The following is a 21375-nucleotide window of genomic DNA, read 5'->3' as shown; positions in this document are numbered from 1 at the left end:
CAGCGGATCTGCCGATCGCGCGAATCATACCTTAATATTTTGTAAACATGCCACTGGCACCGATGTCACGCCATCAAGACGTCGCAACCTTGTGGATGATCAGCGCTTTTCCGCCTTTCATCCAGAGGTTTTCTCGCCTGCGACCCGCCCCGGCGCCGTCGTGCGGCGGCTGGGCCGGCGAAAGCCGTCGTCCACTCCCGGACAACGCGGCACCGACACGCCGCTTCCTTTGAGACACGCGCACGGGCCGGAAACGGCCTCCCGCCGGCAAAGGTTGAACCCACGCAAACGAAAATGCCCGGCGCGAGGCCGGGCATCTTGATCCGTCGGGAACGGGAAAGGCGGCGGCGTCACTGCCCGCCGGGGGTGCGCACGCCGATCCAGGCATCGCGCACCTGGTCGTAATGGACCTTCGGGTTGTAGGTGGCCACCTTCAGGCGCAGCTTGGTGGAGTTGAGATCGCCGATCGCCGACAGCACCGCATAGGAGGCGACCACCCGGTCGCGCTGGGCGATGACGAGGCTGGCGCGGGCGTTGAACAGCGCCGTCTGAGCATTCAGCACGTCGAGCGTGGTGCGCTGGCCGACGCGCCATTCCTCGCGCACGCCGCGCAGCGCGATCTCGTTGGCGGCCACCGAGGCCTGCGCCGATTCGATGGCGTCCTTCGACGCCACCAGCGCGCCCCAGTACTGCACGACATTCGCCCGGATCTGGTCGCGGTTGACGTCGACCTCGATGCGCGACTGGCTAAGCAGTTCCTTGCTCTGCCGGATGGTCGCGAACTCGCCACCGCCCTGGTAGATCGGCACAGAGAGGTTGAGCGTCGCGGCGGCGCTGGTGGCTCGCTCTGTGTTCGCGGACGAGTTGTAGTTGGAGGCCGCCGCGCCGTTGAGGGTCAGCTGCGGCGACAGCGCCGATTCGGCCACCTTCACGTTCGACATCGAGGCGTCGACCGCGAATTCGGCGGCCTTGATCGCCGGATGATTGCCGAGGCCCAGCTGGATCGCGGCGTCGACATTCTTCGGCAGCATCGGGTCGATCGGCCGGCCGGGCGCCAGCTTGACCGCCTTCAGCCCGGTCACCTGGAAGAACACCGCCTGCGAGGTGGTCAGGTTGGACTGAGCCTGCGACAGCAGGCTCTGGGCGTTGGCGACCGAGGCCTCGGCCTGGGCGACGTCGGTGCGGGTGATCTCGCCGACGGCGAAGCGGTCACGTGCCGCGCGCAGCTCTTCCTGCAACGCCGCCAGGTTCTGCTTCTGCAGCTCCACCAGCGCCGAGTTCTGCAGCACGTTCATATAGGCGGTCACGCCGTCGAGCAGCACCAGCTGTTCGGTGTTGCGCAGCAGCTCACGCTGGCCCCTCACCTGCGATTCGGCGCCGCGCACCGAATTGGCGGTGCGCAGGCCGTCATAGATGGTCTGGCTGATGGTGACGCCGAATCCCGACGGGAACAGCCGGTTGTTGCTGATCGTGTTGCCGTTGTTCAGCAGCGCGGCGGCGCTGCCGGATGAGACGCGCGTCTCCGCCCACTCCGCGCCGATGCTGGCGCTGCCGAACACCTGCGGGCGATAGCCGCCCAGCGCGATCGGCACGTATTCATCGGTGGCGCGGGTCGCGGCACGCTGCGAATTCAACGTAGGATTGCCGTTATAGGCCGAGACCAGAGCCTGATCGAGCGTCTGAGCTGCGGCCGGAAGCGACGTTCCAATGACGAAAACGGCAATCGCGGACGCGACCAGCCTGCCCCCGGTAGCATCAAGCCACATGCTCAAACCCCTGCACAACGCGCGACTAGAACGGAACCAGCTACCATCGGCTGATTCTCATCTATGTATGACGGACTGTCAGAATAGGAGGAGGAAGAGGAGCTGTGAACCGGGAGTAAGCAACCGGGAACCATTTTGCGGGGAGCCGCGGCAGATCAGCCACAGCCCCGCGCAAAGCCTTAGAATACAAAGGTCGGCACGGCCTCGAAGCCCGGCAGGGTGGGCACGGCGGCGTCGAAGACGATACGTGAACCGACGCCGCCGGGGGTGTTGGTGAACACGGTGGCGCGGCCGGCGCGACCGCGACCGATCACCGCAACGAGTCGCCCGCCCGGCTTCAGCTGGGACAGCAGCGCCTTGGGCGCCTCGTCGACCGAGCCGTTCAGCAGGATCGCGTCATAGGGCGCCTCGGCCGGCCAACCGGCGGTGAGCGATCCCTTCACATAGGCGGCGTTGAGCAGGCCGAGGTCGGTGAGCACGCCGGCGCCCTGGTCGGCCAGCTCGGCATCCTCTTCCAGCGAGACCACCTGGCCGGCGAGCTTGGCCAGCACGGCGGTGGAGTAGCCGGTGGCGGCGCCGACATCGAGCACCAGGTCGCCATCGCCGATCTCGGCCGCCTGCAGCAGCTTGGCGAGCACCATCGGCTCCATGAGATAGCGGGAGGGAGCGCCCTCCTTCACCAGGAGATCGTCGTCGATATAGGCGAAGTTGCGCAGCGCGGCGGGAACGAAGCGCTCGCGCGGCGTCTCCATCATGGCGGCGACGATCTTGAGATCGGTCACGTCATTCGCCCGCACCTGCGCGTCGACCATGGCACGGCGCATTTCAGCGAAATCGATCATTCTGGCGCAATCCCGACTACGTTCCCCGGAAACGCCGGCGAGGAGGCTGCGGGCAAGGCTCCCCACCCTGTTTTCCGCCCTCGCGGCTCGTCATGAGTAGTGCGACGCACGCCGGCTTGGCAAGAGTTCTTAAGTGCGGTCCCGTCCCCAAGTGTAGGTTACGCGCGCGTGCCCGCGTGCTCCGCAAGAACGTCGCCCGCCCTTCTTGTCGGCCTGATCGTCCACCGGACGGGTTGATCTGTTCTCATCGTCCACCGCACTGCACACGAGCGGGGACGAGCGGCCATCCTCCGTTGCCGTCCGCGAGCGGCTCTGTTATGAGGCGCCTCGGCTGCAAGGCGAACGCCTCTTCGGAGCGCTTCGTTGTCTGCGGCCACGTGGCGGAGTGGTTACGCAGCGGACTGCAAATCCGCGTACGGGGGTTCGATTCCCTCCGTGGCCTCCAATAGCGCACGCGCCGCCGAGACGCCGAAAGGCACCGGCGGCGCGTGTTGCGCCCACAACAGGGAGTAGCGGGCGGAAGGCCCGCGAAGCTCGATCGTTTGACAATGCTGGTCGATCGTCGTTGATGAAACCTCGCCGCTGAAGCCGCCCCCACGGACAGCGTAGCGGGGTCGCGCGCGTTTCACGGCTGTCGCCCGCTTTAAAGGAACTGCTTGATGGTGCCGCCCAAACTGGCCAACGCTTTTCGCAACATGATCAGCCCGGAGACCCGGGACACGGTCAAGCGACTGTTCATGAGCGATGGCCGGCGCCACTGGAAGGGCTATGCCCTCTCCTTCCTGTTCATGGGCATCATGGCCGCCACGACCTCCGGCCTCGCCTACATCATGGGCGACGTGATCAACAGGATCTTCGTCCAGCAGAATTCCGCCGCCGTCTGGATCATGTCCGGCATCGTGCTGGCACTGAGCGTTATCAAGGGCTTCGCGACCTACGGGCAGGCGGTGACGCTGGCGCGCGTCGGCAACCGCATCGTCGCCGACAACCAGAAGCGCGTGCTCGACCGTCTGCTGTCGCAGGACCTGCGTTTCTTCGCGCAGACCCAGACCGCCGAGCTGATGATGCGGTTCAACGCCGGCGCCGAGGGCGCCCGTAACGTGCTGAACCTCATCATCACCAGCCTCGGCCGCGACCTGCTCTCGGTGATCGGCCTCACCGCGGTGATGATCATCCAGGACCCGTTCATGGCGCTGATCGGGCTGATCGTCATGCCGATCGCGGTCGGCGGCGTGCGCAGCCTGATCCGCAAGGTGCAGAAGATCTTCACCCGCGAGTTCCACTCGGCGATCCAGATCATGGGGCAGTCGCTGGAGGCCTTCCAGGGCATCCGCACCATCAAGTCCTTCAATCTGGAGCCGAACGTCCAGTTCCGCCTGAACGACCGCATCGACGCGCTGGAGAAGGCGTCGAACCGCATGGTGCGCGCCCAGTCGCAGTCCGGCCCGCTGATGGAGGCGCTGGGCGGCGTCGCCATCGGCCTCGTCATCATGTATGCCGGCTACAGCGTGCTGCATGGCGGGCGCACCCCCGGCGAGTTCTTCTCGGTGATCACCGCGCTGCTGCTCAGCTACGAGCCGGCCAAGCGGCTCGCGCGGCTGAACATCGACCTCACGGGCCACCTGCTGGCCGCGCGCATGCTGTTCCAGATCCTCGACCTCAAGCCGATCGAGCAGGACCCGCCTGGCACGCCTGAGCTGAAGCTGGCGCCGAATGGCGGCCGCATCGAGTTCGACGACGTCTTCTTCGGCTACCGCCCCGAGGAGCCCGTGCTGAAGGGCCTGACCTTCGTCGCCGAGGCTGGCAAGACCACGGCCCTGGTCGGCCTGTCGGGCGGCGGCAAGAGCACGGTGATGAACCTCATCGAGCGCTTCTACGACATCACCTCGGGCACCATCGCCGTCGACGGGCAGAAGCTCGAGCACGTCACCCGCCGCTCGGTGCGCGACCAGGTGGCCTTTGTGAGCCAGGATGTGTTCCTGTTCGCCGGCACCGTCTACGACAACATCCTCGCCGGCCGGCTCGACGCCACCCGTGAAGAGGTCGTGGAGGCGGCGCGCGCCGCGCATGCGCACGACTTCATCTCCGGCTTCACCAATGGCTACGACACCGCAGTCGGCGAACACGGCGCCCAGCTGTCCGGCGGCCAGCGCCAGCGCATCGCCATCGCCCGCGCCTTCCTCAAGAACGCGCCGATCCTGCTGCTGGACGAGGCTACCGCCGCTCTCGATTCGGAATCCGAGGCCGAGGTGCAGAAGGCGCTGCGCTCCCTGCAGATGCACCGCACGACGCTGGTGATCGCCCACCGCTTGCAGACGGTCGTCAACGCCGACCGCATCTGCGTCATCGAGGACGGGCGCGTGGTGGAAAGCGGCCGGCACGATGAATTGATCGCCCGCCGCGGCCGCTATTTCGGCTTTCACCAGCTTCAGTTCAACGGCCAGGACGAGCGCCTCAGCGCCTGAAGATATCCACATGCATGCCGGATGCGACTTCACAAACGCATCCGGCATTGCTATAGGGGCGCCCATGAAGTGACGGCGACGCGGTCGCCTCCTTTCCCTGATAGCTCAGTTGGTAGAGCGTTCGACTGTTAATCGAATGGTCGCAGGTTCGAGTCCTGCTCAGGGAGCCACCCCCTCTTACGAGGGACCACTCAGACACCATACACCGCAAGCCTTTCAAAGGCGCTGGTCCCTAAACACCCCTTGTCATGCGGCACAGATCCCGCCACAAATGGGGTACAAATCGGGGCACAGCATGGGTGGCGGCGGCATTGATCGCTATGTGAAGCGGGATCCGCGGACTGGCGTCTATCGGTACTATCGCCGGATTCCGACCCTCATCCCGCAAGATCCAGCGCACCGTCGGACACACATCCGGCACAGCCTGAAGACGAAAGATCTCCAGACGGCCCTTGCGACCGCCCGGCGCGTGCACGAGAGCGTCGAGGCCCTCTGGAGCGACTTCCTTGAAGGCAAGGACACCCGCCAGAGCTGGGACCAGCATGACCAGCGCGTCGCTCGCGCGCAGGCCTATGGCTATGTCTACAAGCCCCTCGCCTCGATCCTGTCTGGACCGCTCGACGAGATTGTCTCCCGCACGCTCGACGCTCGCGACGCGATCAAGAACCCCGCGGCAGTCGCCGCCATTCTAGGCGCCGAGCCGCCGCATAATCCCCGCATCAGCGAGGTCTGGGAGCTCTACGCGTCTCACGGCAAGGCGGCGCTCGCAGGCATGTCGCCCGGCCAGCTGTCCGCGCACGAGACCTCCCGCCGGCGCGCCCTCACCTATCTGCAGGATCAACTCGGTGACGTCGGGCTGGCCGACATCACGCGCACCGAGGTGCTGAAGTTTCGCGACTGGTGGATGGGGAAGGTCGAGACGGAGGGGCTGCGCGCCTACACCGCCAACCGCAGCTTCACCGACATCAAGGGCATGTTGGCGGTCGTCGACGCCGCTCTGCGCACCTCGTTTCATGCGGTGTGGGAAAAAGTGTCGCTCCCCGAGACGAACAAGACGAAGCTGCGCAAGCGGCCGATGTTCAATCCCGACTGGGTGCAGGACCGCTTTCTCGCCGCCGGCGCCCTCGACAGCCTGAACCTCAATGCGCGCCTCATCGTCTATGTCATGATCGAAACGGGCATGCGGTTGGGCGAGGTCTGCAACCTGCGCCCGCAGGACATCCGGCTCGCGGATGCCGTTCCCCACGTGGAGGTCGCCGAGCGGGACGATCGCCGGCAGAAGACTGAATACTCCATCCGGCGCATCCCGCTCGTCGGCGTCGCGCTATGGGCACTTCGGCAAGCGCCGGCAGGCTTCCCTCGCTACGCCGACAACGCGGATTCCGCTTCGGCAGCGATCAACAAGCAGATCACGGCACTCAAGCTGCGCCCTTCTCCCCGCCACACCATTTACTCGCTGCGGCACACCTTCCAGTTCCGGATCGAGAATGCCGGCGCATCCGACCGCATGCAGGCCGATCTGATGGGGCATGAGTTCGGACGGCCGCTCTATGGCGACGGGCCGGAGATGAAGCGCCGCCAAGATCTGCTGGACAGGATCAAATTCACGTGGCTGCATCCGACGGCGTGACCCCTGCCCTGCACTTCGTCGCCTTCCGCGGCGATGAATTCCTGTCGGCCGTGCGCCTCTGGGGCCGGCCGGACTTCATCCATCGGAAATGGGACCAGCGCGCCCGGCGTGAGATCGCCCCGGGCGACACGATAATTTTCGCCGCCGGATCCGAGGCGGATCCACCCAGCAGGTTCAACGGCAATGACATCGACGAACCAGGCGACCGCTGAGGACCGCATTGAGGCCGGCGAGCCGGTCTACATGATGTTCACCCGCGCCGGCCGGGTGTGGTGGCTCGAAGAGCCCTACGAAGAGCTCGACCGCACCACCATCGGGCGCCTCGGCAACCGGCTGATCGAATCCGGCGACAGCCTGTTCGGGTGGCGGGGCTATTCCCAGACATGGCGCGCGGCCCGCGATTGATGCCGGCAGCAGGGCGTCATACGCTGCCGGCCATGTGCAACCTCTACAGCCACCATTCGAACCTGCAGGCGATCACCGACCTCGTCGGGACGTTGCGCAATGGCGCTGGAAACCTCGCCCCGCAAGCCGGGATCTATCCCGACTATCCGGCGCCGATCGTGCGCACGGCCGCCGACGGCGAGCGTGAGCTCGTGCTAGCCCGCTGGGGGATGCCCTCCCCCGCCTTCGCCATTGAGGGCAAGAAGACGGACAAGGGCATCACGAATATCCGGAACACCGGCTCGCCGCACTGGCGGCGCTGGCTCGGCGTCGAGCACCGGTGCTTGGTGCCCTTCACGTCCTTCTCGGAGCCCCCGGCCGGCGCACGCGGGCCGGAGACCTGGTCTTGGTTCGCCTTGTCGCCGGATGAGCCTCTCGCCTTCTTCGCCGGCCTGTGGACGTCGTGGACGAGCGTTCGCAAGCTGAAGGAGGGCGAGGTGACGGCCGACCTCTACGGCTTCCTGACAACGACGCCTAACGCCGTGGTCGGGTCCGTCCACACCAAGGCGATGCCGGTGATCCTGACGACGGCAGAGGAGCGGGACACTTGGATGCGCGCCCCGTGGGGCGAGGCGAAGGCGCTCCAGCGCCCGCTTCCGGACGATGCTGTCGTCGTCGTGGAGCGGCCCGCGGCGGCCTAGCGGTAACGGCCACCGGATTGACTCTCGCCCCTCCGCGTTCTCTTTCTGTTCACATGGTCGGGCTAGGGTTCTTCGTCATCTGTCTTGAGTGCGCTGCGTGCGGGCATCGGGCCGTCACCGACCGTCGGTTCATCGAAATGAACAAGCCTGGCGCGAAAGAGCCGTACAAGTTCCGGTGCGAGATGGGCTGCCGGGGCGACGTCAGGCGGCTCAACATGACCATGCGGGACGCGCAGAAATGGTATCGCGCGCGGTAGGAACGAAGAAAGCCCCGCTGGCTTGGTCAGGGGGAATCGCCCATGAAGCGGGCATGGAACCCTATGCTCTCGTAAATCGCCGCTTCGCCAAGGATGGCGACAAATGGATTATGGCACCCGAGAACCCGCCGGGGGGTCTGCGGACGTGGTCAGGCTGGTCGGCCTTCATTCCCCAGCCTTGGGAGGCGGTTAAGAAGAAGGGCGACACCGTCAAGATCGGCTTCCGCGCCGACTACATCGCGGTAGAGGGCGGGACCGTTGTCGCCGCGGGATACAACGACCTTGAGAAGATCGTGCTGGTGCTGCGAGGTTAGCGCCGCTCGATCGCAGACACAAAAAAACGCCCGCCCTCCGCGAGGAGAGCGGGCAGGACAAGGGCGGTCATGAACGGGCGACAGAAGCCCGAGGTGCCGGGAGCCCCGGCGGCATCCGCGCCGTGGCGCAGATCTCAGATGCCTTCGCGCACGAGGTGATCGAGGAAGTGCGGTGCGGGCGGCAGCACCTGCGTCACCGCCTCGGCCGCATCACATGCGGCGAGGATGGCGCGCGCATATCGGCGCAGCTCGGCCGGGTCACCATGGGCGGTGTTGTGGCCGCGATCGACGATCACCAGCCCGGTCGGGATATCCAGTATCGCCCGGTCGGCGCCGGGCGCGAGTAGCACGCGCGCGCCCCAACTATCCGCTCGCGGCGATTTCAAAGGGCACCTCTCGCGTCGGCGCGTAGATCGGCCAGAGCCGATTGGTGACATTGCACATGAACAGCGCCGTCGTGCGGTAGCGGGCCGGCCCGGGCGTCGCCTGAGCCGGGATATGAATCGTCGACACGTAGCTCTCCTGGCCGATCGGGCCAGCACCCGTCACGAACGTCAGGGTGTCGAGCACGAACCGCGTGCCGGCGGAATCGATGATGGAGCGGTCCACCGTCGTGTCGCATTGCCGATGCCGCTGCAGCGTGTAGGCGATACGCAACGTGCCGTCGGGCGGCGCGGGCGCCTCCGCTTGGGCGCTAAAGACGGTGACGGGCGGATCGCGGTTGGTGACCTGCAATCCCGCCCATGCGCCGAATAGGCCGAATGAGAAAAGGGTGACAGCACGCCAGATCATTTCGGGCCTCCTATGGAGATGAACCAACCCCAGATCTTCTGGATCGCCTCTCCCAAAGCGGCCGTCGTGATGAACATCGCCACGACGGTGATGACGCACCATTTCAGGAACTTGGACACGGTCTTGGTCGCGCGCGTGAAGCGGATCGCTTCCTCGAGCTCGGCAACCTTCTCCTCATCGAGGTCTGCCAGGAATTCACGAACTTTCGGGTCGAGATCGTCGAACTGCGCGCTTTCCGCCATTCCCCTGAACCTCAGGCCCCAATGGGCTTCTTGGCCACCCACCGGCCATAGAGCACGGTGCCGGCACCGACGATGGCCGTCAGCTGCGAGGTGAGGCTGTCGACGCTCGGAGGGGTACCGTCGGCGAAGTCGAGGCCGAGCGAGTAAGCCCCGCCGACCAGGGCGAGTAGCGCGCCCAGCGTCACCCGCGACAGGTACCAGGGCTCGTTGTTCGTCTGGTTGATGATCGTGTCCGTGGCGGCCTTGGCCACCTCTTTCGCGATCACCGTCGCGTCGGCGCCGCCTAGCCCGGAGGCGGTGTTGGCAATGGCCGTATGCGTCGCCGCCGTGATGGCGGGCGTCAGCTGGGCAAGCACCGCCGTGGCGGCCATCTGGGTCGCGGTCATGGTCATGTCCTCTGCAAGGAATCTGAAATTTTCGGGCGCGGATTACGAAGGCGCTCAGCCAGGGATGCTCACTCGTCCCACGCCGGCAGCGGCACGGTTTGCCCGGCGAGCGCGTGCGTGCAGTCGCCGAGAAACTGGATGCGGCCGTCGCCCACCAAGGAATGGCAGACCGCTGGCGGGGCGCCGTCCCGGCCGGCATCGGGGCCGTTGTAGGTCACAAGAACCGACGGCGTGAAAGTCGGCTGCTCGGCATTGCCGTTGTAGCCCCAGCGCGGGCCGGGACCGTCGCCGACCCGAACCATGTGCGCGCCGTCGCAGCCGGGACACCAGAACATCAAGCCGCCGCCCTCGACCGAGCGGAGAACACGGGAGATCTGCGCCATGGTGAACCTCAGGCGGCGAGGCTGATCGGCCGAGCGTCGGTCGATCGGGCCTTGGGCAGCGAGGTGCCGTAGGGCGTGGCGAACTGGTCCGCCTCGGCGGTGCGGCGGGACAGGATCTCGGCGGGCTTGCGCCACATCAGGAAGGCGGCGCGGATGCGGGCGGGCGTGTCGCCGGCGTTGATCCGCTTGACGAAGGTGGCTCCCGCGAAGCCGGTGGGCCCGATGTTGTAGCAAAGCGACCCCAGCGCATCGAACTGGTGATCAGCGAGCGGCACCTTGATGGCGCCGCGCACCGCGTCCTCGTACTTGACGATGTCGCGGACAAAGATGGCGTCGGCTTCTGCCGCGGTGATCGTCAGGCCGGCATAGGGGACCGGCGCGCCGGCGCCGGAAGTGTGGCCGATGCCGATGGTCCAGACACCGACGCTGTCCTTGTATGCCGTGAGTTTGCGTCCTTCACGAGCGATCAGCGCCGCCAGCCCTATGGCGCTCATGCTCTGGCGCGCCGGCGCTGGCGACGGTGCGGCGGCATTCAGGGCTACCAGTGCGGCAGCGAGTGCCTTCTCGGTTTTGGGGCCAGCGATGCCGTCGGGATAGAGGCCGGCCGCACGCTGGAAGGCAACAACTGCGGCCTCCGTCATCTTACCCCACTGCCCGTCGATGGCCCCCGGCGCATAGCCGAGCGCCGTCAGCTGCGTCTGCAGCTCACGTGTGTTCATGTTCGTGCTCCAGAAATAAAAAACGCCGCCTTGAAGGGCGGTGCGGTCGGGTACCTAGTTTGCCGGAGGACCGCTGGCATTCACGAGCCCCGGCAAGTCTGGCTCGTGCCCGGCCGTTTTCAGGGTTGCTCCGTAGTCCGCCCCCAGGATCGCGTTGGGTGCTGGTCTAGGACCGGGCCCTCTTGGGCAAATACAACTGCCCCCCCGGCAGCAGGGCATGACGCAAATGCTGATTGCGGCCCGCCCATTAGCGCATATTATGTCTCTACGTCATATATAACAGGGCGCGCGAAGAACCCCAGAGGAACCATGCTCGTCCACAAACACTTAGCCGTGGCAACTCCACGGCAGAATCGATCTTGATTTAAATTACAACGAAATTCATTGAACTTAGACGTGTAATTCATTCGACAAAGGGGCAGTTTGTCGTGACAGAACGAAATGAACATGGGTCCGCTGCGCCATCAGAGACGCGCAGCAATGTAATTGCTTACCCAAGAAACCGAAACCTCTTCAGGCGCCGGGAGCTTGATGGCTTTGAGGACGTTTCGCTAACGGCGTGCAATCTTTTAGATCTAATTAAAGCGCACGGAAACACATCCGGACTCGACTATTACGATAATTCTGGTAATCGAATTGTTGTTTCTGGTCCTATTAATGAAAAATCTATAAAAAAGACTACAATTTATCTAAGTGGCGGAAACAATACAATTATACTAAATGGACTCAAGGGCGTCGCACGCCTAGACGTCGCATGTGTCGGCGGCGGCTCTGTGTCGGTCTCAAATCCGTATACTGTCCGTGGTGTAACGATATTCTGCACCCAAGGCGCTTCAGTCGATATCGCGAATGGGTGCATGGCTTCACGAGACATATTGATCTACTCGTCAAAGTCCCATGGGCTATATAGCTCGATCACTGGGGCTCGGCGCCCAAAATCGACCGTCGAAATACAAGAGCGGGTTTGGCTTGGTCAGGGCGCCAAACTATTAACTGGCGCTCGCGTCGGGGGTGGGTCTGTCATAGGCGCGTTCAGTGTCTTGGCGGGCAAGGTCCCGAACAATTGCGCGGCAGCCGGCAACCCCTGCAGGGTGTTAACCGAGAACATCTTCTGGACCGGCAATGCGGTGCCGAATGATGGAAATTATTTCGAAATGCTCGAAAAAGAAGGGCTGCCGATGCCGGATTTCGTAAGGCGCACGAACGATCAGCTTTGACGCTGGGCAGCCCCCGCGACCCTGCTCGGTTACGCCGGATCGAGGGCGCCATCCGGCACCTGTCCGAAGGACGCGATAAGGATCGGCGAATCGGCATCGCCGCTTTCAGGATCCACGTCGACCGAAAAGGCTATCACCCCCAGCTTGACCAAGCTCAAACGCCGAGCGATCCGCTCGGCATCATGTGCGCTGCGAGCTTCCATTTGGGCGCCGACCTTGATGGCCCCGCGCTTGCCGGCCTCGAATGGTTGGACCACGTAGAAGGTTTTCTTCGCCATCAAGGCCTCCGCTCTGCCCCCGTGGATATATCGTCGGGGCAGAGCGGGACAAGGCCTGATCCCCCTGATCAGATCCGGTACGTGCCGCTCAGCCGGAGGAGCAGCTCGGAGCCACTCACAACGTTTGACGCGGTGATGGGCGAGCTGTCTACGTTCGATGAATAACCACGCAGCTCAATACGTGTGGTCCCCTCCTGAACCGAGGGCACGATTTCGACGCGGCTGTTCCACGACGAAAACGCTGAGTTCGATGCGACCAGATCAATTTTGTTGACCGCAGAAAGCGCGGGGTACGGCAGGCCTAGGATTTGCAACGCGCCGCTCGCAGTTGTGAACGTCAGCGTAGCTCGAAGGGCTATTTCGACGTTCACGTAGTTCCCATCGCGCTGCCAAATTATGCTCTGCGAAGCATAGGACACTGACACATCGCCGGGGGTGGCGAAGCTGAATGTGACGGTGCCGATCCCGTTTTCCCGGACATCCTCCCGGAAGCGCGACGACACATTGACGGTGTCTGGTACCGATCGGTTGCCGCCCGCGTTGTCCGAAACGCGCCCTTCGATGCTACAGGTAATCGTCTGGAACGGCGAAGAGCCATCGGCGCTGGCAATCACTTCATAACCCGCGCCCGTATTGTTCTGCGAAACCAGTCCTCGGGTATGCACCGCACGCCAAGCCGAACCGGACGACGGCCCCGCATTCCAACGCAGGCCAGCGCCAAGGTTGTAGCGCGTGATGACGTTGTCGAGAGCAATCTTCTCGCACGCCTGGCTTCCTCCGGACTGGATGCACACACCGGCAAAACGGGAATACTCGGTGTCGATTTGCGAAGCCGACACGTTCGACGAGCGCTCCACCCAGAAGCCCATGTAGCCGGAATGATCGTAGAGAAGCTTACGATTCATGAACCCGGTAACGCGAACCCTCTCTGAGTTACGAATGGCGCAGGCTACTTTGTTGCCGTCATTGTTGTTATCGGGGTGACTGCCCGGTGAAGTCGACGATGAAGATGCCCAATTCTGAAAACCTTCAGTACCGTACCAATTCCCCCGACCGACGTCCTCCGTATATAGCCCGTTAATGATGATGTCCTTGATCAGGAATAGGTCGGAATCGTCGAGCTTGAACCCGCAGCCATATGGCCGGTACATGCGTAGATTATTGAAGGTCAGTCGCTCATTTGGAATGATCGTCCCATCGGCTGCGTTCGCAACGCGAATGGCGTGCTCGAGAATATCGTACGTATACCAATTGGAAACGGAACTATCGGTGCACCCCTCAAACAGTATCGAGTTGGCTCCGCGAGACATAATCCCGCGATTGAACGCATTGGCGATGGCTGGATTGGCAAGGCCCGTCGTGCGACCGGATAGAATATGCATGTGACGGGTGCCACTTACGTAGCCACCCATGATAGTTCCGATATTCCGAATATGACTTATTACGAGGTCTGTGGAATCAATCGATGCCCAGCCGCGATCGAAGTTGTTTATAAATACATTACCAGCTCGACCGTACTCGCCAGAAAAAATTACCGCGCCAGATATCAAGTCTCCGACGCCAGGTTGTCGGTTATTATTCAGGTCCACTGAATCTAAATTCAGTAATCCAACCTGGTATGAGCCATTAAACCTGACTAGAGTACGTATCGTATTGATGCCAGCGACCAGCCTGACATCTAGACGGTCAACATTGGCACCTGCCCCAAACGAGAACATGGGGGTGGCGCGCGCGCTCCCAACCGGAGCCCACGTCGGCCGGAAGACGGCCGCGCCCTCGCACGACAGCGTTAGCCCATCTCTGGTGGCAATCGGCGAGTTGAACTCGTAGTTACCCTTCGGGACAGCGATTTTTGCCTTGGTGAACGCGAACATCTCCGAGACGTCGCTAAACATCGCGGGGGTGATGGTGTCTTCAGCGTTCTCGTGACGCTGACGGAGATAAGTGCCGCCCGTCACAAACTGGCCAGCGAGTATCGCCCCCTCGTCGGGGACACGCCGCGTCCGGAAACCGCCCGTCGTGCCGTCCCGTGTTTGCACGACGATGGAGGCTACCGACGTCGGGAGCACGGCCGCCTGGGCGGCGGCTAGAGTCGGTGCGGTGAAGGTACGATTGGCGCCATAGCTGCCAATCGCTGCATCCATGTCGGCCGAATAATTGATGAAGGCCGACCAATCGACCGCTTCGGTCGACGGCTCTTCCTCAGTTGCCCGCTGCGCCAGCCAATAGGCCCCCGTATGCTGGACCAGTGCGCGAGCGCTATAGTGACCAGGCGACCAGACCCCTTCGGACCGCAAGGCCTCCGGCCCCTGAGGACCGGCCCGAAGCACTTCGACGACGATCTCACCCATCGGCCTCTACTCCCAGCCCTAATCCGGTCGTGCTGATTTTTCCACGTACCCAGATCACCCGGGTGCCGTCGGGCTCGGTCTGTTCGAGCTCGTAGTTGAGCGGCGTGGCGAAGTCCGCGATGACGCCTGGCTTCCATGTGACCTCGGTCACGTGCTCGAAGAGCGGCTGCACGACCGCGAGAAGCTGCGCGGTCCCGCTCGCATAGACATCGATTTCGCCGCCCGTTCCCTCGACCAGAAACCGCCAGGCGCTACCGCTGCCGTCGACGCGAACCCGAAACGTGACGTCAGGCAGCGTGGCGCCACGGTCGACTATGAAGTCATATTGAGCTGCCATCACACGACCACCCGCAGTTCGCCGGTGCTAGTCGAATAGACTGCGCCGGCCATCAGGCCCGCACCGACCGCCGCGGCATTGTTGGCGTAGGTCGGCAGGTCGCTGCGCAGCAGCATTCGTCCGGTATGGAGAAGGCGCAGCGCGAGCAGCAGCACCTCGTTCGCAGTCGTGTTGGTGTCGCCGACGAAGAAGCCGAGCCCGACCTCTTTCTCGTCGGCCGAGCCCTGTATGGGGACGATCGCCGCACCACGGCGCGAACTGCCAAGCCGGGAGAATTCGACGCCGGCGCCGGCGTTGCCTTCCCCCGCCGTCCCGGCCGCACCGTTGATGAACAGGCCAGTGGCGGCCTGGCTGGCGGCGCTAAAGGCTGGCGCCAACACCTCCATTGCCGCCGTGCCGACACGGGCGCCGGCAGCCCGGCCAATGGTACGGGTGTTGTTCCACTCGATATCGAGGGTGACGGCCTCGCTGACCGGAGCATCCTGAAAGGTCGGCGACACCGATCCGCCGACCGTGCCGGTGATCTTGAACGGACCGGCAACCGTGCCAGAGATCCATCGGGCGAGATTTGTGGTGAACCCCGTCACACCCTCGCAATGGATGTAGACGTCGCCAACCGCGAACGTCGTCTCAATCCCAATTGCGCTCGCGCCGAACGTCGCGCCGAACAGATTGGCAATGTGTAGATCGCGGACATCGCCACCGAAACTGGTAATGCCATCGACGTCAGAGGTTCCGTTGATGGAAACCAATCCGGCGCTGATCGCCGTACCCCCGAGCCTGCCAATCCAGACCTCGCGGGAGTCGTTGATACGCAACGCATTTTGAGCGGAGATCGCGTAGGTATCGACGGTGGCAATGGCCGATGCGATATGCACCTTGCGGGCATGCGTGATGCGCAGAAGCTCGGTGTTTCCCTCAGAGATGCCATTGCCGCAGTCGACAGCGAAGACATTGCCGACCAGCCCGTTTTCGGCGACTTCGGTCACGCCGACACCAACCAGCAGCCCCGGATTGATCTTGAAGGCGCAGCCGCCGCAGCGACGGGCCGTGATGTCGCCGACGACGAAATTCTTGGTTTGGGCGCCAAGATGGGGCGAGCCGCCAATACGAAAGGCGTGCTCGCCGCTATCCTCAAAAACGCTGTCCCCGATGCTCCAGTCGGCGCACCCCTGAATGAGGACGCCATTGTGACCGGGCGTCTTCGACGCGTTCGGCGAGCGCCCCCGCGCCAGGATGCCGCCGACCGCGAAGGAGCAGAAGTCGGCCCGGAAGGCGCGGACATAATCCTCGACATCCAGAAACCCGATCCGCGAGCCGGTCGTCTGAGCGACGATCGAGGTATTGAGCAAATGCAACGGACGGTCGATCTTGCGGGTCCGGACCAGGTCGATCTTCACCCCGTCACCAGTGGTGGTAATCCCGCCCCGCGCGCGCTGGGCATCGGAGAAGATGCGGATCTGGCCGCCTTCGACGCCGGTGCCGAGGCGCATGATGTTTTCGGCGGTCTCCGTGCCCGGCGTCGTGACGAGCAAGCCGTCGAAGCGCACACCGTCCCCAACATCGATAGCGATCTGGCTGCCGGTCGTTGTGCCGTCCGTCGCCAGCACCGCGCGATTGGTGCGCAGTACGATGTTGGACGGGATCACCAGCTGGGCGATGGGATAGCTGGCGAAGGGGGCGAGATCGACCTCCGCTCCGATGGCAGCCGCGGCATAGAGTGCGGCCTGCGGCGTGCCGCCGACCATCTCCGGGCGCACCACACGCTCGGCAATCTCCCACAGCACACCTTCGGCGTCGGCGATGGTGGCGGCATTGGCCACCGAGACGCGCCGGCGGCGATGATGACCGCGATCGCCGGCCGCGCTGTAGCCGAGCACTTCAATCTCGTCGGCGCTGATCGGCACAGAGCCCGCGACCAGCCCGCCCAATGAGGCGAAGCGATAGGTGTTCGGCGCACTCGTTGCGGCCTCAATGGCGGTCAGACGTGCGCCAAGATCGAGCCCCTCCTGCGCGGCGATCCGATCCTCGAGGGCCGACACATCAGGGGCATAGGAGGTGACATCAGTGATGTCGGCCCAGGAGATGACCTCGACGTCAGAGGCCGCCAGCGTACCGTAGGTTTGGATGTACGGCCGGCAGTAGCGGGCGCCGAGCGGCGCGACAATGTCGACATTGACCGCCGCGGCGCGCGAGATGACGGCACGCACCACCTGGCGGCCGGCGCCGGTGGTCAGCGCCAGCATATCCTGCACGATGGTCTGTGGCGGCAGAGAGAGCCGGCCCTTACCCTGACCGAACCACGCGACCGCGCAGCGCACAGCGTCACCATCGGGATCCGGCGAGTTCACGCGACGCTGGAAGGCGAAGGTCGCGAGATAGCGCCGGCCAGGTTCCAGCGGGTAGAGATGACGCGGTGCGATGACATCGTCGCCGGTCAGCCGCACCACGCGGCCATTTTCATCATCGCGCAGCATGTCCGCCGGCAGGGGCTCGACGAGCGCTCCCTCGCCGCCCGCCAGCGAGCGGCCGAAATCAAGCGGTGCGTCGCCCGGCCGGTGCTTGATCGGGACCGGCAATGGCAGGGCGAGCAGCGCCGCCTGGCGCGATGTGGCCTCACCGGCGAGCGCTTGCGAGCGCGCCGTCGCCTCCTGCTGTAAGGCAAGCGTGCGCGCCGCCGCCTCCGCCGTCAGCCCGGACACCCGCGCCGCCGCCTCTTCCGCGATGCGACGCGAGCGCTCCAGTGATTCCGCCGTGAGCGCCGACGCGTCGGCCTTGGACGGCACAAGATTGGCGGCGTCGACCACGGCATCGAGTTTGGCGCGCAAAGAGACGCCATCGTCGCCGCCCGGTCCGGGCGCGATGTGAGCAATACCCATGGATGTTCCCTGAGGCAGGATCCCGAGGTCAGGATTCCGAGAAGGTCACGCGGATGTCGGCGAAGCGGCCGAGGTCGAGTTCCGCGTCGCCGTCGCTGATGGTGGCGAGGACGCAGCGGCAGACGAGGTGTTCGAGCTCGACATCGGTGCCGGCGGCGGCGGCGCCACGCATCGGCGGCAGGATGTCCACGATCGTGATGACCACCGGCGCCCCCTCATTCCAGAGCGCGCGGTCATCCCAGGCGAGGCCGTCCGACAGCAGGATGTCGACGAGGGACGGCACACCGGTTTCCGAGACGATGTTCTGCACCTGGTACAGGCGGTCGCCGAGGCTGAGCTGCACGCCGGGCTCGAGGCGGGCCGTGGTGCGGATCGACAACGTGGTCGACCATTCGTCGGCATCGGCTGCCAGCGTGCTCGCCTCACCTTCGTTCAGCGCGCCATCGGCGGTGTGCAGGTCATAGACCTTGAGCAGCACGTCGCCGCCCGAACGCAGATTGGCCTTGAGTGCCCGCCAGGCGAGCACCTGCGCCCGGTTGCAGATCTGGATGCTGTAAGCGAACTCCCAATAGCCCGCCTGGCTGAACACCTGCTGCTGACGGCCGGTGCCGGTGCGACCGCCGGATTTCGACGAGCCGCGCAGTTCCGGCCCGACGCCCTTCGGCACCAGCACCGCCGGCCAGTTCATCGTGCTCATGGGATGGTCACCAATACCGGCCCGGCCGGATCCGACGCCTTGCCCGAACCGTTCTCGGCCACCACCCAGTAGCGCTTGGTGCCGGAGGTCGTGCTGTCGTCATAGGTTTCGTTGGTGTTCGGCGCGCCGTAGAGCGCACCCGAAATATCCGTGGCACTCTCGAAGGAGGTCAGAGTGCCGCGATAGACCCGCGACGAGCGGAACAGGTTGCTGTTCGGCGTGCGCCACTTCAGCGTTACCTCGCCGGTTTCCTCATCCACCGCTCCGCTGAACGCGGTCGGGGTGGGCGGCGGATCGGCATAGGCGGTGACGACGATCCCGGTCACGGTGGCCCAGGGACTGCTGGCGACGCCGGCCCAGCGGGCGCGCACGTCGTAGACGCCGCCATCCGCAACCCCGGTGATCTGCGCCGAGGTCGCGGTGACCGGCACGGTCGGTCCCGCCTGCCAATTCGTCGTGCCGGTCAGCGCATATTGCAGTTGGAGATAGACGCCCTTGCGCGGTGACGGATAGGTCCATGTCGCGTAGATCGTCGGCTGCATGATGCCGCCGCCCAGATCAACAACACCACCCACCGCGGCGAACCCCGCCGGCGCGGTCAGTGTCGGCTCCGGCGTGTCGTCCGGCACGGACGGGGCGGTTCCCTCCTCCGCCTCGGGATCGAACTCATAGGCGGCGCCGGAGAAGCTGGCGATCGTGATCTGCAAGGTCCGGTCGTCGAGGTTGAAGGCGATGTCCTCGATCTCGAAGGTCTCATCGATGTCGAGGTCGGCTAGTTGGAGGCGGATCCAGCGTTCATCCCATGCCCGCAATCCAACCAAATCCGCACTCACCGTGCCCCGCCAGCGCGGCGCGCCGCGGTGCGCGGCGATCTTCATCAGCCGGCGCGCCAGATTGTGGTGCTGGACGCCATAGGCCTCGATCGACTTGGTGCGGACCACACCGTATTCGCTGATCTCATCCTCGATCCGCCACGGGTCCGCCTCGACGGTCGGCCAGGCGCCGGTGGGCACGGTGTATTTCAGGCGGATCTCGTTGGAATCGCGCAGCGGGCCGCCGCTGTCCGAGAATTCGTAGTTGATGATGTGGGCATCGGTCAGGACGACGGTCGGTTCGCGCCAAACGCCGACCGAGAAGCCGATCTTGCCGTTCGATTTCAGGACCGGGCGCCCGTCACAATGGGTGATCAGGCGAGAGATCACATCGCGGGGTTCTTCCTCGGCGCTGTGGTTGAAGGCGCCGTGGTAGCGGTTGATGACCCCGCCGCCTTTGATCGTGACCAGCCCATCGCTATCATCGGCCGCGGTCGAGAAGTCGGCGTCGTCGACATAGGCCGCATCGATCTGGAGGCCATCGGCCTTGGTGAAATAATCCCGCGCATACAGCGCGTAGTTCTCGCGGTAGCCGGTCGTGCCACTACGCGGATCATAGATCTCGGCGGTTTCGAACACCCCGGCCGGCTGGGCGATCACATTGGGGTAAACGTCGTGGAATTCCTCGTTATCGACGCCATTGGTCAGCAGGTAGCAATGCGCGACGCCGTCACCGCGATGATCCGCCGTCCAGATGCCGGGAAAGGTAGCCACCATCTCGGCATAGGCCGCCTGACTGGCCTCCCCGAGCCGCCACTCCAGCTTCACGGTTGAGGCCGGGTACGGATCCGACGTGACCCATCCGCTGCCATCGAGCGTGACGTCACGACTGTCGAGCCGCCAGCTCACCAGCGCGTGGAATTTGTGAGCGCCGAGCGCGATGATCTGGTGAAGCGAGCCGTTGTTCGTCTCGGCCGCCGCCATATGGCCACCGATCAACCACCTACCGTAATAGTGCTGGCGCGCGCCGATCGAGCGGCGCAGCGTCGTCTTGATCTCCTGCTGTGTCGGGGCCTGCTTCTGGCCGAACAGCGAGCTGACCAGATAGGACGCGCCGATACTGATGCCGAGCGAGAGCGCACCGGTGATCACGCCGCCAATCGCCGAACCGGCGAAGGCACTACCGAAGGCGGCGGTGACCAGCCAACCGGCAAGCGGCGCCGCTGCCGCCGGCGACGGCGCCAGCAGCATGGACAGCAACACGATGGCGAACATCTAGATCTTCCAGGCGGCTACGATGTGCGGGTTGGACACGACGATGACGCCGACCTCGTTCTTCACCGCCCATTTGCCTGAGGGCGTCTGGATCGCGCCGTAGTGCCGGCTCTCGCCATGCCCGTCCACGACACGGATCACCCCGAAATCACCCGGCTGCGGCGCCTGCGTACGCGACGCGCCGACCCGGCGCGCAAGCCGGCTCACAATCCGTAATAGGCCTCCCTGTCCGGCGACGATGCGATCGCTCCCCTCCGCCGTTAAATAGGCGCCACGGAGGTCCGGGGCCGGATCGACGCCATGGTTGACCAACCACCAGTCGGCGAGCGCCAGCGAGCAGTCGAAGCGCCCCCAGACGAACGGCTCGGCCGCCATGCGTCGCAGGAAGGCGGGGAGCGAGGCGCGCATCGTTATAGGATCACCAGCACGTGCGGGCGGCCACCAAGCGGGATGATCGTGGCGCCAGGCGCAGAGCAAAGGTCGCGAAGCTCGCGACGAAGATCGACGGAGAGCGCGCTATGGAGTGACCCTTCATCGACTTCAATTGCATATGCGACCATAGGGTGCCCCAATACGTCGATGATGGTCGTCCAGCACCCCGGCTCGGTGTCTTTCCAGATCAGTCCGTGTTCGTGGATCGCTGCCATA

23 protein-coding genes and 2 tRNA genes are annotated in these 21375 nt (G+C 64.4%); 9 read left to right on the top strand and 16 right to left on the bottom strand.

Annotation, left to right across the window (positions count from 1 at the left end; all coding sequences use genetic code 11):
* Positions 1-350: 350 nt before the first annotated feature.
* Positions 351-1766, bottom strand: a complete 1416-nt coding sequence (locus tag KHC28_RS00560) for a TolC family outer membrane protein (RefSeq protein WP_214006396.1) — start codon at positions 1764-1766, stop codon at positions 351-353.
* Between the two features lie 179 nt (positions 1767-1945).
* Complete coding sequence (locus KHC28_RS00555; RefSeq protein WP_214006395.1) at positions 1946-2608, bottom strand: protein-L-isoaspartate O-methyltransferase family protein; 663 nt, start codon at positions 2606-2608, stop codon at positions 1946-1948.
* Between the two features lie 371 nt (positions 2609-2979).
* Here KHC28_RS00555 and KHC28_RS00550 point away from each other — a divergent pair.
* From KHC28_RS00550 to KHC28_RS00515, 8 genes are all read left to right on the top strand, one after another.
* Positions 2980-3053: transfer RNA gene (locus tag KHC28_RS00550), tRNA-Cys, on the top strand.
* Between the two features lie 214 nt (positions 3054-3267).
* Positions 3268-5073 carry an ABC transporter ATP-binding protein gene (locus KHC28_RS00545; protein ID WP_214006394.1) on the top strand — a complete coding sequence of 602 codons (1806 nt, stop codon included), beginning with the start codon at positions 3268-3270 and terminating at the stop codon, positions 5071-5073.
* A 94-nt stretch (positions 5074-5167) separates the two neighbouring features.
* A tRNA-Asn gene (locus KHC28_RS00540) sits at positions 5168-5243 on the top strand.
* Positions 5244-5368: 125 nt separating this feature from the next.
* The gene (locus tag KHC28_RS00535; protein ID WP_214006393.1) at positions 5369-6703 is read left to right on the top strand and encodes a site-specific integrase; all 1335 of its coding nucleotides are present in this window, start codon (positions 5369-5371) and stop codon (positions 6701-6703) included.
* Positions 6682-6915, top strand: a complete 234-nt coding sequence (locus KHC28_RS00530; protein ID WP_214006392.1) for a hypothetical protein — start codon at positions 6682-6684, stop codon at positions 6913-6915. The genes KHC28_RS00535 and KHC28_RS00530 overlap by 22 nt, the downstream gene beginning before the upstream one ends.
* Positions 6887-7108 carry a hypothetical protein gene (locus tag KHC28_RS00525; RefSeq protein ID WP_214006391.1) on the top strand — a complete coding sequence of 74 codons (222 nt, stop codon included), beginning with the start codon at positions 6887-6889 and terminating at the stop codon, positions 7106-7108. The genes KHC28_RS00530 and KHC28_RS00525 overlap by 29 nt, the downstream gene beginning before the upstream one ends.
* A gap of 32 nt (positions 7109-7140) precedes the next feature.
* Entirely contained in the window at positions 7141-7788 is a 648-nt protein-coding gene (locus tag KHC28_RS00520; protein ID WP_214006390.1) for an SOS response-associated peptidase, read from the top strand.
* A gap of 310 nt (positions 7789-8098) precedes the next feature.
* Complete coding sequence (locus KHC28_RS00515) at positions 8099-8359, top strand: hypothetical protein (protein ID WP_214006389.1); 261 nt, start codon at positions 8099-8101, stop codon at positions 8357-8359.
* A 134-nt stretch (positions 8360-8493) separates the two neighbouring features.
* Here KHC28_RS00515 and KHC28_RS00510 read toward each other — a convergent pair whose 3' ends face one another.
* The 6 genes from KHC28_RS00510 to KHC28_RS00485 all read right to left on the bottom strand — a co-directional run bounded on the left by KHC28_RS00510 (position 8494) and on the right by KHC28_RS00485 (position 10881).
* Positions 8494-8709, bottom strand: a complete 216-nt coding sequence (locus KHC28_RS00510; protein ID WP_214006388.1) for a hypothetical protein — start codon at positions 8707-8709, stop codon at positions 8494-8496.
* A 13-nt stretch (positions 8710-8722) separates the two neighbouring features.
* The gene (locus tag KHC28_RS00505; protein WP_214006387.1) at positions 8723-9151 is read right to left on the bottom strand and encodes a hypothetical protein; all 429 of its coding nucleotides are present in this window, start codon (positions 9149-9151) and stop codon (positions 8723-8725) included.
* Positions 9148-9393, bottom strand: a complete 246-nt coding sequence (locus KHC28_RS00500) for a hypothetical protein (protein WP_214006386.1) — start codon at positions 9391-9393, stop codon at positions 9148-9150. Before KHC28_RS00500 ends, KHC28_RS00505 begins: the two co-directional genes overlap by 4 nt.
* Before the next feature lie 11 nt (positions 9394-9404).
* The gene (locus KHC28_RS00495; RefSeq protein ID WP_214006385.1) at positions 9405-9779 is read right to left on the bottom strand and encodes a hypothetical protein; all 375 of its coding nucleotides are present in this window, start codon (positions 9777-9779) and stop codon (positions 9405-9407) included.
* 68 nt (positions 9780-9847) lie between these two features.
* Positions 9848-10162 carry a ubiquitination-like system serine protease family protein gene (locus tag KHC28_RS00490; RefSeq protein WP_214006384.1) on the bottom strand — a complete coding sequence of 105 codons (315 nt, stop codon included), beginning with the start codon at positions 10160-10162 and terminating at the stop codon, positions 9848-9850.
* A gap of 8 nt (positions 10163-10170) precedes the next feature.
* Positions 10171-10881: a glycoside hydrolase family protein gene (locus tag KHC28_RS00485; protein WP_214006383.1), complete on the bottom strand. Its 711-nt coding sequence runs from the start codon at positions 10879-10881 to the stop codon at positions 10171-10173.
* A 1040-nt stretch (positions 10882-11921) separates the two neighbouring features.
* Here KHC28_RS00485 and KHC28_RS00480 point away from each other — a divergent pair.
* Positions 11922-12098, top strand: a complete 177-nt coding sequence (locus KHC28_RS00480) for a hypothetical protein (protein ID WP_214006382.1) — start codon at positions 11922-11924, stop codon at positions 12096-12098.
* 29 nt (positions 12099-12127) lie between these two features.
* Here the strand turns inward: KHC28_RS00480 and KHC28_RS00475 are convergent, their stop codons facing one another.
* From KHC28_RS00475 to KHC28_RS00440, 8 genes are all read right to left on the bottom strand, one after another.
* Positions 12128-12376 (bottom strand): hypothetical protein, encoded by a 249-nt coding sequence (locus KHC28_RS00475; protein WP_214006381.1) that lies wholly within the window; start codon positions 12374-12376, stop codon positions 12128-12130.
* 68 nt (positions 12377-12444) lie between these two features.
* A complete protein-coding gene (locus KHC28_RS00470) occupies positions 12445-14727 on the bottom strand; it encodes a hypothetical protein (protein WP_214006380.1) in 2283 nt (760 codons plus the stop codon).
* Positions 14720-15064 (bottom strand): hypothetical protein, encoded by a 345-nt coding sequence (locus KHC28_RS00465; protein WP_214006379.1) that lies wholly within the window; start codon positions 15062-15064, stop codon positions 14720-14722. The genes KHC28_RS00470 and KHC28_RS00465 overlap by 8 nt, the downstream gene beginning before the upstream one ends.
* Positions 15064-17943: a hypothetical protein gene (locus KHC28_RS00460; RefSeq protein ID WP_214006378.1), complete on the bottom strand. Its 2880-nt coding sequence runs from the start codon at positions 17941-17943 to the stop codon at positions 15064-15066. The genes KHC28_RS00465 and KHC28_RS00460 overlap by 1 nt, the downstream gene beginning before the upstream one ends.
* 28 nt (positions 17944-17971) lie before the next feature.
* The gene (locus tag KHC28_RS00455) at positions 17972-18640 is read right to left on the bottom strand and encodes a hypothetical protein (protein WP_214006377.1); all 669 of its coding nucleotides are present in this window, start codon (positions 18638-18640) and stop codon (positions 17972-17974) included.
* Complete coding sequence (locus KHC28_RS00450) at positions 18637-20727, bottom strand: phage tail protein (protein WP_214006376.1); 2091 nt, start codon at positions 20725-20727, stop codon at positions 18637-18639. Before KHC28_RS00450 ends, KHC28_RS00455 begins: the two co-directional genes overlap by 4 nt.
* Complete coding sequence (locus tag KHC28_RS00445; RefSeq protein WP_214006375.1) at positions 20728-21135, bottom strand: DUF6950 family protein; 408 nt, start codon at positions 21133-21135, stop codon at positions 20728-20730. It lies immediately after the preceding gene.
* A 2-nt stretch (positions 21136-21137) separates the two neighbouring features.
* Positions 21138-21374: a hypothetical protein gene (locus KHC28_RS00440; protein ID WP_214006374.1), complete on the bottom strand. Its 237-nt coding sequence runs from the start codon at positions 21372-21374 to the stop codon at positions 21138-21140.
* Position 21375 lies beyond the last annotated feature (1 nt).

The sequence above is a fragment of the Ancylobacter sonchi genome, from assembly GCF_018390695.1.
GTDB classification, from domain to species: Bacteria; Pseudomonadota; Alphaproteobacteria; order Rhizobiales; family Xanthobacteraceae; genus Ancylobacter; species Ancylobacter sonchi.
The sequence above is the reverse complement of the archived record's forward strand: the minus strand, read 5'-3'. Positions and strand labels throughout refer to the sequence as shown.